This window comes from Stenotrophomonas sp. CCNWLW162, from assembly GCF_037203745.1.
Taxonomy (GTDB): Bacteria; Pseudomonadota; Gammaproteobacteria; order Xanthomonadales; family Xanthomonadaceae; genus Stenotrophomonas; species Stenotrophomonas maltophilia_AQ.
On the sequence record NZ_JBBCBL010000005.1, the window covers coordinates 21,381 to 34,825 of the forward strand.

Here is a 13,445-nt window from a genome sequence, read left to right on the forward strand (position 1 = left end):
TGCTCGTGCGCGCTGTCCTGCGCACACGGCAAGACCGGGGTTGGGCATCCTTCCCAACCCGCCCGAGGCATGCCTCGGGCCCATGGCGCCAACGGTCCTGCAAGCCCACACCGCCCCACCTCCGACAGATCGCGGCGCATCATCGCTGTTGGTAGGTGTCGACCTTGGTCGACACGGTAGATCCACGCCATGTGTGGATGCGAGCGAAGCGATCCGCTTTTGATTTTGATTTTCTTTTTTGATTTTCCGTGGCGGCCGCACACGGGAACTATCCGTGGCCGGGCGGGTGGGCTGCGCAGGGGCGTGAGCCGCATGGATGCGGCGACCGAGCTTACATGGACGTACTTGCAGCGCCCCCTGCGCAGCCCACCCGCCCGGCCAAACCACGGCTTTTGATTTACGCGGCCAACCCCGCCACGAGGGGCTCAGCCGTTGGCCTTCGCCTTCGCCTCGCGCGCGGCCTGCTGCTCGACCAGGGTCAATGCCACGTTGTCGCGAAGGTATGCCGGCTCCACCTTCTCCGGCGCAATGGCTTCGCCACGTGCGAAGGCCGGCACCGCCAGCGTCAGCAGATCCGACGCGCGCGGCAGTGCAGTGGCATCGAATCCGCGCAGGCCAGCACCGAGCTGCGCCACCAGTGCGCCCTCGGCCGCACCGAAACCGGTGCCGACACCGTAGGCAGCCAGCCCTTCCGGCAATGCCACCGCATCGGGTGCGCACACGCGTTCGGCATCGCGTGCCACCGGCAGGCCGTCCACGCGCTCGAAGCGCCCGACATACAGCTCGCCCATGCGCGCATCAATTGCCGACAGGATCTGGATCTCTTCGGCCGGCGCACGCAGCGCCAGCACCTGCAGCGTCGAGACCGGCAGCAGCGGCCGGTCCAGCGCCAGCGCGATGCCCTGCGCAATGGCAATCGCCAGACGCACGCCGGTGAACGCACCGGGGCCACGGCTGAGCGCGATGCCATCAAGCTGGCGGCGGCTGATGCCGGCTTCGGCCAGCAGCGTCTCGGCCCATGGAAGGCTCAGTTCGGCATGCCGGCGCGGGGCGATCTCGAAACGTTCCAGCACCTGCCCATCCACATGCAGGGCTACGGAACAGGCTTCGGTGGCGGTTTCAAAGGCGAGCAGTTTCATCGGATCAGGTCAGAACAGGGGGAACGTGGCGCCGGGTGCCGGGTGCGGGCCTGCCGCAACAGCGGACGGAGCAGCAGCATCATCGGCCACGGGTGCCCATTGTGGCGTAAAGAAGGCCTGCACATCGGCCAGGCTGCGGGTACGCCGGAACGGCGGCAGCGAATCGAGGAAAACCCGGCCATAGCCCCGGTTGAGCAGGCGCGGGTCGCACAGCACCAGCACGCCACGGTCGCTCTCGCTGCGGATCAGGCGGCCGACGCCCTGCTTCAGTGCGATCACGGCCTGTGGCAACTGCTCGTCGCGGAACGGGTTGCCACCCTGGCTGCGGATCGCCTCCAGCCGCGCCTCGTACACTGGGTCGTCGGGCGCCGCGAACGGCAACTTGTCGATCACCACCACGCTCAGCGCTTCGCCGACCACGTCCACGCCCTCGCGGAAGCTGGCCGAGCCGAGCAGCACGCCGTTGCCGGATTCGCGGAAGCGCTGCAGCAGCGTCGCGCGTGGTGCCTCGCCCTGCACGAACAACGGCCATGGCCCGTCGCGCAACGCCTCGGCCGCCTCACGCAGGGCGCGATGCGAAGCGAATAGCAGGAAGGCCCGGCCCTGCGACGCCTGCAACACCGGCCGCAGGGTCTGGATCAGCGCGGTACCAAAACCGCGCGCGGCCGGATCGGGCAGGCCCTCGGGCAGATAACACAGGGCCTGCTCGGGCCAGTTGAACGGACTCGGCTGCACCAGCGTGTGCGGATCGTCCAGACCCAGGCGGGAGGCGATGTGATCGAAACCACCGCCAACGGTCAGCGTCGCCGAAGTGAAGATCCACGCAGCTCGGCTGCGCTCGCGATGCTCACGTAACGGGCCGGACACATCCATCGGCGTGCGCTGGCAGCGGAAACCACGCGGCGTAAGCTCGTACCAGAGCACGTCGGCCGCACTGCTCGCTTCAGACGGATCGGTGTCGAAATCGAGAGTGGGTTCGTCATCGCCCAACCAGCGGCTGAGCCGCGAGACCGCCTCGCGCGCCCGTGCATGGCAGGCATCCAGGCCGGCCGCCGCTTCGCGCAATGGCTGCAGCGACTGCTCCAGCATCATCAGGCCGGACATCACCGTATCGAAGCCGTCACGCACCTGCGGCATTGCCAATGCGCGCCACTGCGTGCCACGTGATGGCAGCCCTTCCATCGCCGAACGCAACGCCAGCAACGCCTGCTGCAGCTGATCGACCGGCTCCTGCAGGGCCGACTGCGCGCCACCCACACCGCGTGCTTCGGCCAGGCAGTCGCGACCCAGTTCCTGCCACGGGCGCATGCCGAAACCTTCACCGAAGAACTGCGCGGCCAGTTCGGGCAACTGGTGTGCCTCGTCGATGACAAAGGCCTGCGCCCCCGGCAGCAGTTCACCGAATCCCTCCTGCTTCAGTGCCAGGTCGGCCAGCAGCAGGTGATGGTTGACCACCACCACGTCGGCGGCCTGCGCGCGTTGCCGCGCGCGCACCACGAAGCAGTCATCCCAGAACGGGCAATCGGTGCCCAGGCAGTTGTCGACGGTAGATGTGACCATCGGCAGCAATGGGGAGTCGTCGGCCAACCCGTCGAGCTCGGCGATGTCGCCGAACTCCGAGCGACCGGACCAGGCCAGGATGCGCTGGAACTGCGCCGCCTGTTCGGGGCTGGAAAAACGCGGCTCGCCGCGCGCCTGCTGCAGGCGATAGCGGCACAGGTAATTCGCACGCCCCTTCAGCAGCGCACTGCGCAGGCCGACGCCCAGCGCCTGGCGCACGCGCGGCAGATCGCGGTGGTAGAGCTGGTCCTGCAGCGCACGGGTGCCGGTGGAGATGATGGTACGCAGCCCGGACAGCAGCACCGGCACCAGATAGGCGAAGGTCTTGCCGGTGCCGGTACCGGCCTCGGCCAGCAACAGATCACGCTGCTGCAACGCGTCGGCGATGGCTTCGGTCAGGCGCAGCTGTGCGGGACGCGGGACAAAGGCATCCAGATGCGAGGCGAGCGCGCCGCCGTCGCTGAGGGCTTCGCGGCTGGCATGGACAAGGTCGGACATCAGAGGGAAAGGATACCCGGCCGGGCGCTGCCCGGCACCCGTTTCAAGCCGGGGCACAAGCAACGGCAACAGCGCTGTTCATGGCTCTGGGTTGTACTGGGGACTGGCGGGGGACTGTGGGTTTGCGGGGACGCCGTAAACCCGTCCTTGGGGGCTTGGCCGCGGCATCCATGCCGCGGACACCCCGCAAACCCACAGTTCCCCGCCTTCGACAGTTTCCCGGTGACGGAATGCAAAGGCAGAGCAGATGCGGTTGGTGTAACGGAGAAAGTGGAAGGGGTCGGATCCGTTTTCCTGCGGAAAACGGATCCGACCCCGCAGCGAGTGCGCGCAGCGCGCGACCCGCTTTTGATGTTTGATTTTGTTCTTGCCTGCGGCCCGCGCGATGTATGGCGGGCCGGGAGGGTGGGGCGTGCAGGACCGTTGGCGCCATGGATGGCGCCATCGAGCCCCCATGGATGGGTTTACGGCGTGTCCTGCACGCCCCACCCACCCGGCCCATCACCCGCATCCATCAGTGCGCGCGCGCCGCAGAGGGGGCAGCGCCCGATGGAATGGAATACCTCAGTACCGCTTGATCCCCGGCACGGTGCAGCCTTCAATCTGCGCATGCGCGGACACCGCGTTTTCCTTCTCACCGCGCGCCAGACGCGACTGCTCGATCGTCGCCCAGTGGCGGCGGCACAGCGGCCCCGTCTTCGAGCCCAGATCAACAGCCTTGCGCGCGAACGTCTCCGCCTGTGCCCACTGGCCCTGCAGCAGCGCCAGTTCGGCTCGTTCCTGCAGCACCGCCGGATCGGCGGCCACGATTTCCAGCGCATGATCCAAGCTGCTGGCGGCACCGGCCAGGTCGTTGGCCTGGCGTTGCGCCTGCGCGGTCACCCGCAGGTCTTCCACCTGCGAATCACGCAGCGGCTGCACCGACAGTTCCTTGTCGTCCGGGCCTGCGGCGGCGTCGACTGCGGCCAGGCGCTGCGCCGGCGTCGTGGTATCCACCGGCTTGGCCGCCGGTGGCGGGCTGCTCACGCAGGCGGCCAGGGCCAGGCTGAGGCCGGTCAGGGCCAGGGGCTGCAGCAGGGATCGGATGTTCATCGGCATCATCGGCTCGGAGGAGGTGTGGCTGCGGCGGGTGCCGCGGCAGGTTCAGCAGGCGGCTCGGGCTTTCGGTCCAGGCCGAACCAGCTGCGCCAGCCGCCGCCCTCACCTTCGGCCCCACCCTGCCCATCCGGCGACACCGCCGGCGCACACGGCGCATAGGCCGGTGCATAACCCACCACGAACGGGAAGCGACGCGCGCCCGGGCATCCATCGTCGGTGGTGTTCATGCCGGTGGCGGCCACCGACTGCCAATCCAGGCCCTTGTTGCTGACCTTCAGCGGTGCGCTTGGCAGGCGCTGGAAGATGCCCGACCAAACCCGCATCGCGCCGGTGGCACCGTACAGGCCGGCCTGTTCGTTCTGGTCGTTGCCCATCCAGATCACCGCCAGGTGGTCGCCGGTGTAACCGGCATACCAGCTGTCGCGGCCATCATTGGTGGTACCGGTCTTGCCCGCCGGCTGCAGGCGGCCCAGGCCATCGGCATTCAGTCGCTGCGCGGTACCGCTGGCAACCACCTGCTGCAGACCAATGCTGATCAGGTTGGCGGCAATGGAATCACCTTCCTGCGCTGGCGCTGGAGTCTTGTCATAGCGCTTGAGCAGCTTGCCCTGCGGATCGAGCACACCACGCACCGCATGCAACGGCTGGATCTCGCCACCCGAAGCCAGGAACTGGTACAGCTGCGCCATCGCGTAGGGGCTCTGGTCGGTCGAACCGAGGATCACCGCCGGGTTCGCCTCGGCCTTGATGCCGGCCAGCACGTGAATCAGCTGGGTCACGCGCTCGGGGCCGACCTGCATGCCAACGCGCACCGTGGCCTGGTTGTACGAATGGGCCAGCGCATCGATCAGGCGCACAGTGCCATGGCTGCGGTTGTCCGCGTTGCCGGGGTTCCAGTTGCGGCCGCGGCCGAGCTGCACGGTCACCGGCGAATCGTCGACCCAGCTGGCCAGCGAGTAGCGGTCCGGCTGTGCCAGCGCCAGCAGGTACACGAACGGCTTGAGCAGCGAGCCGACCGGGCGCTGTGCCTCGATGGCGCGGTTGAAGCCGACTTCGGAGACCTCGCGGCTGCCGATCACCGCCAGCACGTCGCCGTTGTGCACATCGGTCAGCACCATGCCGGCCTGCAGCTCGGGCCGGCGCTTGCTCTCCAGCGACTTGATGGTGCGGGTCACCGCGCCTTCGGCATAGGCCTGGGCGGACGGCGACATGCCGCTCATCACGCTCAGGCCGGCGCCCTGCAGCGCCGATTCCGGATAGTCATGGCCAAGCTGGCGACGGACCAGATCGACGTAGGCCGGGAAGCGGTTGGCAGCGACCAGGCCCGGAGTCTTGGGTACGCCGAGCGGCGCCTTGAGGGCGCGCTGGTACTCGGCATCGTCGATCAGAGTTGCCTCGTGCAGCTTGCCCAGCACGAAGTTGCGGCGATCCAGCGCGCGTTCCGGGTTGCGACGCGGATCGTAGAAGGAGGGGCCCTTGACCAGGCCGATCAGCAACGCGATCTGCTCGGTTTCCAGCGACGACAGGTCGCGGCCGAACCAGAATTCGGCGCCGGAGGACATGCCGTGGATGGCCTGGCTGCCGCGTTGGCCCAGGTACACCTGGTTGAGATAGGCCTCGAAGATGGTGCGCTTGTCGTAGCGCGCTTCCATGATCAGCGCGTACAGCACTTCGTTGAACTTGCGGGTGACCGTCTGTTCCTTGCCGATGCCGAGCAGGCCGCTGCGGGCCAGCTGCTGGGTCAGCGTGGACGCGCCCTGTCGGCTCTGGCCACCGGAGCGGATGGTTACCCACACCGCGCGCGCGATGCCGGACAGGTCGATGCCGTGGTGGCGGTTGAAGTCCTTGTCCTCAACCGCCTGCAGTCCGGTCACCAGCAGGTCCGGCGCTTCGTTCATGCGGATCAGGCGGCGCTCTTCCTGCTTCTGCCCGTACAGCGTGGCGATGCGCGCCGGATCCAGGCGGGCGGCCTTCAGTGCCTTGCGCGAATCGGGATCACGCAGCGACGCGATGCTGCCACCGGACAGCGACAGTTCCACCCGCTTGGCAGCGACGTGGCCATCGACATCGTTGTAACCGCGGCTGGAGATGGTGAAACGCCCGCCCTGCACCGCATAGGTCGCCGGCTCCTTGCCCTGCCCGTCATCGCGGTAGGCGGAGGCGGCCAGCTCGGTCTTCAGGGTGGACGCGTCCATCGCCTTGCCCGGCGTGAGCACCAGCGGGCGGGCGTAGACCCGTGTCGGGATCTGCCAGCGCAGTTCGCCGAAGCGCTGGGTCACCTGCTGGTTCAGGTACAGCGTATAGGGAATCAGGAAACCCAATCCCAACGCGACCGCTGCCATGCTCCAGGTGATCAGGCGGCGCCGCCACAGGGGACCGTTGTCCTGCTGGTCGTCGTCGTCGAAATCGTCGATGTCGTCGGAATCGTAGCGTCGGGGCACGGGAATGCGAGAATGTAAGGTCTGGCGAGTCTACCCCAGCCACCGTGGCTGGCGGATTCTCCCGGGTTCCCCTGCTTAAGCTGGAGTTGCAACCGGATGGCGATGTCCCTGGCCGAGATCCGATACCTGATCAACCGCCTGTCGGGCTTGGCCCGGCGCAGCCTGGCCAGCCTGCGCACCCGCGGCTGGAGGGCCACCTGGCAGCGGATCCGGGTCCATGCCCAGCGTGCCGTCCCCGCCCCGCGTACTCCCTTGTACCTGCCACCCGCGGAGGCATTTGCCCCGTTCGCGGTGCCGTACAGCCCGGCGCCGGAGGTGAGCATCATCATCCCGGTCTACAACCACGTCGAGCACACCCTGGCCTGCCTTCGCGCCCTCGCCGCGCATCCACCGGCCGCCGCGTGCGAGATCCTGGTGGTGGACGACGGCAGCAGCGATGCGACCGCGCAATGGATGCCACAGGTGGCCGGCCTGCGCTACGAGGTCCGGGAGCGCAATGGCGGCTTCATCGAGGCCTGCAACGACGGCGTTTCGCGCGCGCGCGGCCGTTACGTCGTACTGCTCAACAACGATACCGTGCCGCAGCCGGGCTGGCTGGATGCACTGCGGGACACCTTCAGCAGTGTGCCCGACGCCGGCCTGGTCGGCAGCCAGCTGCTGTACCCGGACGGTCGCCTGCAGGAGTCCGGCGGGGTGATCTTCGCCGACGGCAGTGGCTGGAGCTATGGCCGCTTCGAGGCAGCCGACGACCCGCGTTTCGCCAGCCTGCGCGACGTGGACTACTGTTCGGGCGCCGCGCTGATGCTGGCGCGCACCGTGTGGCAGCAGCTCGGCGGCTTCGACACGCGCTACAAGCCGGCGTACTACGAAGATACCGACCTGGCCTTCCGCGTACGTGGGCAGGGCCTGCGCGTGCTGGTGCAGCCTGCCAGCCGGGTGATCCACGACGAGGGCACCAGCAATGGCACCGACACCGGCAGCGGGGTCAAGGCCTACCAGGTGCGCAACCAGGCGGTCTTCGCGGCGAAATGGGCGGCCGAGCTGGCAGGCCACCCCGCCGTGGGCACGGTGCCATCGCCGGCGCTGCTGCTGCGCGGTCGCCGCCAGGTACTGATCCTGGACGAGGAAGTACCGCAGCCGGATCGCGATTCCGCGTCACTGCGCCAGGTCAATCTGATCCGCCTGCTGCAGCAGGGCGGCGCCCACGTGGTGTTCGTGCCGACCCGGCGCGAGCACGGCGGCTCGGCCACCGAAGCGCTGCAGCGGATGGGCGTGGAGGTCTGGTACGCCCCCTTCCTGGAAGGCGTGGCCGGCTGGTTGCGCATGCATGGTGCACGTTTCGACGTGGCACTGCTGGTCCGCCACCATGTCGCCCATGAATGCCTGCCACTGCTGAAGCGCTATGCACCCCAGGCGCGCACAATATTCGATACGGTGGACCTGCATTACCTGCGCGAGCGCCGCGGCGCCGAAGTGGCCGGAGATGCCGGGCTGCTGCGTGCCGCTGAGCGCACCCGTGCGAGCGAGGTGGCTGTGATGCAGCAGTGCGATATCACCGTGCTGGTCAGTGCCGCCGAACGCGAGCAGCTGCAGGCCGATGCGCCAGCGGTACGGGTGGAGTTGATTTCCAACCTGCACGATGTCGCCGGTGCCGGCAAACCGTTCGAACAGCGCCATGACCTGGTGTTTGTCGGCGGCTTCCGCCATCCGCCGAACCTGGATGCAATGGAGTGGTTCATCGGCGAAGTATTCGCCAGCATCCGCGCCCGCCTGCCCGAGGTACGGCTGCACTGCATCGGTGCCGCAACACCAGAGTCACTGCTGGCACTGGCCGCCCGCCAGCCTGGCGTGCAGATGCATGGCTTCGTCGAGGACATCACGCCCTACATGGACGGTGCACGCATCTCCGTCGCGCCACTGCGCTTCGGTGCCGGCGTGAAGGGCAAGATCAACCTGAGCATGGCCCATGGCCAGCCGGTGGTTGGCACCACGTGCGCGGTGGAGGGCATGCACCTGCGCGCCGGCCAGGATGTGCTGGTCGCTGACGATGCGGCCAGCTTTGCCGATGCAGTGGTCCGCCTCTACCAGGACCCGCAGTTGTGGCAACAGCTGTCCAATGCCGGCCTGGCCAACATTGCCGAGCACTTCTCGCTCGACGCCGCCCGCGCAACCGTGCAGCGGGTGTTCTTCGCCTAGTCCACGTGCCCACCGGCACGGCGCAGGCGGTCTTCGAAGGCTGGCAGTTCGGCCAGATCCGGTTGCAGCAGCCGGGCCTGCTCTGCCGCATGCGCGGCAAACGACACATCACCACTGCCCAGCCGCTCGCTGCCGATCGCCAGCCAGCGCTGGGCCAGTCGCAGTCGTGCTGCAGGCAGGCTCGCCGCGGTTGGCGACAGTGTCTGCCAGGCCTGCAGGCAGGCGCCCGCGGCCTGCACGCGGTTCTGTCGCAGGTTGTCATCGAAGCAACGTCGGCTGGCCGGCAGCAGCCGCGCGGCAGCCGCTTTCACCCGGGCATCGCGCGGTGCCAGTGATTGCGCCTCACGCAGCGCATCGAACGCGCTGTGGCCCGGCGGGCTGATCCACTGACCAGCACGCTCGGCGCGTTCAACCCTGCGCAGGTGCTCGCGCAGTTGCCGCTCACGCTGCGCATTGCTGACGCTTGGCTGCTGCATTGCCTGCTGCGCCTGTTGCGCACGCTGCAGGCGCTGCGCCAGTTGCTGCCGCGCCGCCGGCGACGCCCCCAGTTCCTGCGCCAGCATGGCATCACGCTGTGCAGCTTCGAACTGGAAGTCGTCAGCCTGTTTCTGGCTGCGTGCCAGCACAGCCTGCAGCGACTGCTCACGGCCACGTTGAGCGTTGGGATCGTCGGGTGCGACGGCCAGCACGGCCAGGAACCCTTTCCCTGCAGCGTCCAGCTGCTGCCGCTGCAAGGCACGCTGGGCCTGCCGCAAGCGCTGGTCAACCGCCTGTGCCAACGCTTCCTGGCTGGCGGGCAGATCGGCATGGCCGGCATCGAACTGGCGTGCGCGCTGCACGATGCCAGCGGCCGCGGCCAGTTCACCGCGCCCGGCCAGTGTGCGCGCATGCTGCAATAGATCGCTCAGGGCATCCTCGCGCCCTTCCAGCGCCGGCAGGTTATCCGGCTGCACTGCCAGGATGCGTTGGAACAGAGGCAGCGCACTGCTGTCCCCGTCATCCAGGCGGCCGGCGGCAAAGGCATTGCGGGCCTGCGCCAGCAGCGCGCCGATACCTGCTCCGGCGCTGCGACGTGCCTGCAGCTGGCGCGCCACGGCATCGCCATCAGCCTGCGGCACCTGCAGCTCACGGGCCAGCGCCAGCGCCTGCACGCTGCCGTCCAGGTCATTGGCCTGCAGTTTGTCGCGGGCCTGCTGCAGCGCGGCGGCACCCGTACGGGCCAGGCCCTGGCGCGCCTGCGGACGGTCGCCATCCAGTGCCAGCACGGCCTGGTAGCGTTCGCGCGCACCACTGCCGTCGGCCGCGCTCAGTCGACCGGCCGCCAATGCGCGATCACCTTCGGCCAGCAGCTGCTCGATCTGCGGCTCGTCCCAGAACCAGTCGGCCAATGGCTTGCGCAGCAACACCAGCAGCACGAACACCGCCAGCGCGGCGACCAGTGCCCACCGCCAGACCCGGCGTGCATGGCGCGCCTGCAGCCACCACCAACGGCCTTCGCGGCGGACGCGGTCCAGCGCAGGATGTTCAGCGCCATGCGGGCGATGCGGAGGCTCGCGTTCCATGCGTGCAGGGTAGCCGGGGCAGCGTGAAGCCTAGCCGAGGCGACGCGCCTCGCTCACGCCCGGCAGCGCGTCCAGCTTGCCCAACAGGTTGGACAGCTGGCCGTAGTCGCTGACCTTCAGCCGCAACCGCAGATGGGCACGGCCGCTGTTGCGCACGTTGTCACTGTGGATGTCGAGCACGTAGGCGTCTTCCTGGGCGATCAGGTTGGTGATGTCCTTCAGCAGCCAGCGGCGATCGACCGCATCGACCACCACGTCCACTTCGTAGCCGCCCCCGGCCTGCCCCCACTCCACCGGCAGGATGCGCTGCGGACTGGTGGCGGCCAGCCGAGCCAGCGCGACACAGTCTGCACGATGCACGGTGACACCGCGGCTACGGGTCAGGTAGCCGACAATCGGTTCGCCGGCCACCGGCTGGCAGCAGCGTGCCAGCTGCACCAGCAGGTTGCCCACGCCCTGCACGGTGAACTTGGATTTACCCAGGTTCTCGCGGCGCGCGGTCGGCCGCGGCAGGGTCGGCGCGGGCGCCGGTTGGCTGGCCGCACGCTCTGCTTCCAGCAGCGCACGGCTGACCTGGTTCGGGCCGGTATCACCCAGCGCCACCTGGATGTACAGGTCATCGACGCTGTCAGCATGAAATTTCTTCGCCGCTGCCGCCAGGTCCGAGTGCTGCAGGCCCAGCCGCTTCAATTCGCGCTCCAGCAGCTCACGACCGGCCTGCACGTTGCGCGCACGGTCGAGCTTGTGGAACCAGCTGCGCACCTTCTCGCGCGAACGGTTGCTGGCCAGGAAACCCAGGGCCGGCATCAGCCAGTCGCGGCGCGGATCGGCCTCCTTGCCGGTCAGGATTTCGACACGGTCGCCGCTGCGCAGGCGGTAGGTCAGCGGCACGATGCGGCCGTTGACCTTGGCGCCACGGCAACGGTGCCCCACCATCGTGTGCACCTGATAGGCGAAATCGAGCGGCGTGGCGCCCTGCGGCAGGTCCAGTACCTCGTCCTTCGGGCTCAGAGCATAGACACGGTCTTCGGTCAGCTCGGCATCAAGCGCACCGGCCAGCTCATTGCCCTGCCCCTCCTGCGCCTGTTCCAGCAGCTGGCGCATCCAGGTGATCTTGCGGTCGAAGGACTTTTCCGCGCCTTTGCCGCCTTCCTTGTACTTCCAGTGCGCGGCTACGCCCAGCTCGGCCTGCGAGTGCATTTCATGGGTACGGATCTGCACTTCGATGGTGCGGCCCTCCGGCCCGACCACGGCGGTATGCAGCGAACGGTAGTCGTTGGCCTTGGGCCGGGCGATGTAATCGTCGAACTCACTGGGCACCGGCGCCCACAGCGCATGCACCACGCCCAGCGCGGCATAGCAGGCAGCAACATCGTCGACCATCACCCGCACCGCGCGGATGTCATATAGCTGGTCGAATGCCAGACGCTTCTTCTGCATCTTCCGCCAGATGCTGTAGATGTGCTTCGGGCGACCGCTGACCTCGGCCCTGATGCCCTGCGCGACCAGCTCGCGCGACAGCACCTTCTTGACGTTCTCGACGTAGCGCTCGCGCGCGATGCGGGTTTCGTCCACCTCACGGGCGATGCGCCGGTAAGTCTCCGGCTCCAGGTGGCGGAACGCCAGATCCTCCAGCTCCCACTTCAGCTGCCAGATGCCCAACCGGTTGGCCAATGGCGCGTGGATGTCGCGTGTCAGCTGCGCCAGCGCGCGGCGCTGCTCGTCGTCCAGCTTGTCGGCGGCACGCATCCGCGCCAGCTGCCGGGCCAGCAGGATCGGTACAACGCGCAGGTCGCGGATGATCGCCAGCAGCAGCCGGCGCAGGCCTTCACTGTTGCGCCCTGCCTCGCGGCCGGCGTGCAGCGCCCATACCGGGTCGGCGGCGTCCTGGCCGTCAAGCAGGCCGATCACCGCGGCCTTGTGGCTGCCCAGCGGCAACTGTTCCAGGCTCGCCCGCAGGCCAGGCAGGTCGAACAGCAGGGCCGCGACCACCGCGCCTTCATCGGCAGACAGCATTGCCAATGCGTCGAGGGTGTCACCCAGCACCGACCAGCTGGCGCGCATCTGGTGGTCGCACTCCGGCGCTTCCCAGCGCTCGCGCAGGGCCTGGCGCAGCGGAGCGGGCAGCACCGCTGCCGAGGGACGGTTCAACAAGGCATCCAGGCCGGGGACGGAAGCGCGGTTCACAGCATCGAGCAGGCAAGACAGAGGCCTCTACACTAGCGCCGGTGCCGTTCAGGGACAATCGCTGCGGCTGCATCGCCCGGCATGAGCACATGCCGCTACACTCGCGGGCAAACCCAGGAGAGTCCCGCCATGCCCTCGATCCTCCCGCATTTCCGCCCACGGCTGCTGGTCTGCGCCGCACTGCTGCTGTCCCTGTCGGCGCCTGCACTGGCCCAGCGCGTGGTCGAGGGCGACCTGCAGCAGCAGATGTCGCCGGCCGAGTTCAAGGCTGCCGGTCTGGACAAGCTCAACGCCACCGAGCTGGCTGCGCTCAACCGCTGGTTGCAGGGCAAGGTCGAAGCGGCCACCACCCAGGCGGTCGCCGCAGTGCGCGAGGAAGCGCGCGAAGAGGGCCGCCAGGAGGTAATCAAGAAGAATCGTGGCTTCTTCGATTTCGGCAGCGCCGAGCCGATCGAAAGCAACCTGCAGGGTGAGTTCCGTGGATTCGGCCAGGGCCGCCACTATGTGCTGCAGAACGGACAGGAATGGGAGCAGGTCGATTCCACCCACTACTCCGGCGGACGCAGGGATGCACCCAAAGTCAGCATGCGTCCTGGCGTGATGGGCGTGTGGTACATGAAAGTTGACGGCGTGAACGTACAGCCGAAGGTTCGTCGTACCAAATAAGGCCGTGGCCTTCCTGTAGCGCCAGGCCCACGCTTGGCTGCCTGTCCATGGACCGCCATCGTCCATCGCCAGAAGCAGCCGAGCATCGGCTCGGCTCT

Annotated in this window: 8 protein-coding genes; 2 read left to right on the forward strand and 6 right to left on the reverse strand. The window is 68.1% G+C overall.

The annotated features are described in order from the left end of the window. Positions 1–425 precede the first annotated feature (425 nt). The 4 genes from tsaB to mrcB form a co-directional block, all read right to left on the reverse strand. Positions 426–1,139 (reverse strand): tRNA (adenosine(37)-N6)-threonylcarbamoyltransferase complex dimerization subunit type 1 TsaB, encoded by a 714-nt coding sequence (tsaB, locus tag V9K93_RS15125; protein ID WP_337302812.1) that lies wholly within the window; start codon positions 1,137–1,139, stop codon positions 426–428. A 9-nt stretch (positions 1,140–1,148) separates the two neighbouring features. Continuing rightward, positions 1,149–3,197: a DNA repair helicase YoaA gene (gene yoaA / locus V9K93_RS15130; protein WP_337302813.1), complete on the reverse strand. Its 2,049-nt coding sequence runs from the start codon at positions 3,195–3,197 to the stop codon at positions 1,149–1,151. 564 nt (positions 3,198–3,761) lie between these two features. Beyond that, on the reverse strand, positions 3,762–4,298 hold the full coding sequence (locus V9K93_RS15135) for a hypothetical protein (RefSeq protein WP_046987840.1): 537 nt from the start codon (positions 4,296–4,298) through the stop codon (positions 3,762–3,764). After that, positions 4,295–6,736, reverse strand: coding sequence for a penicillin-binding protein 1B (gene mrcB, locus V9K93_RS15140; RefSeq protein ID WP_337302814.1), 2,442 nt, complete (start codon positions 6,734–6,736; stop codon positions 4,295–4,297). Before mrcB ends, V9K93_RS15135 begins: the two co-directional genes overlap by 4 nt. Positions 6,737–6,832: 96 nt before the next feature. Between mrcB and V9K93_RS15145 the strand changes: the two genes are divergently transcribed. Then, positions 6,833–8,932 (forward strand): glycosyltransferase, encoded by a 2,100-nt coding sequence (locus tag V9K93_RS15145; protein WP_337302815.1) that lies wholly within the window; start codon positions 6,833–6,835, stop codon positions 8,930–8,932. On the opposite strand, the gene V9K93_RS15150 is transcribed toward V9K93_RS15145, so the two are convergent. Both V9K93_RS15150 and V9K93_RS15155 read right to left on the reverse strand, forming a co-directional pair. Continuing rightward, positions 8,929–10,494, reverse strand: a complete 1,566-nt coding sequence (locus V9K93_RS15150) for a hypothetical protein (RefSeq protein WP_337302816.1) — start codon at positions 10,492–10,494, stop codon at positions 8,929–8,931. The genes V9K93_RS15145 and V9K93_RS15150 overlap by 4 nt on opposite strands. Before the next feature lie 30 nt (positions 10,495–10,524). Next, entirely contained in the window at positions 10,525–12,681 is a 2,157-nt protein-coding gene (locus tag V9K93_RS15155) for a RelA/SpoT family protein (RefSeq protein ID WP_046987844.1), read from the reverse strand. Positions 12,682–12,810: 129 nt separating this feature from the next. Between V9K93_RS15155 and V9K93_RS15160 the strand changes: the two genes are divergently transcribed. Then, positions 12,811–13,347: a hypothetical protein gene (locus V9K93_RS15160; protein ID WP_046987845.1), complete on the forward strand. Its 537-nt coding sequence runs from the start codon at positions 12,811–12,813 to the stop codon at positions 13,345–13,347. The last annotated feature ends 98 nt before the right edge of the window (positions 13,348–13,445 follow it).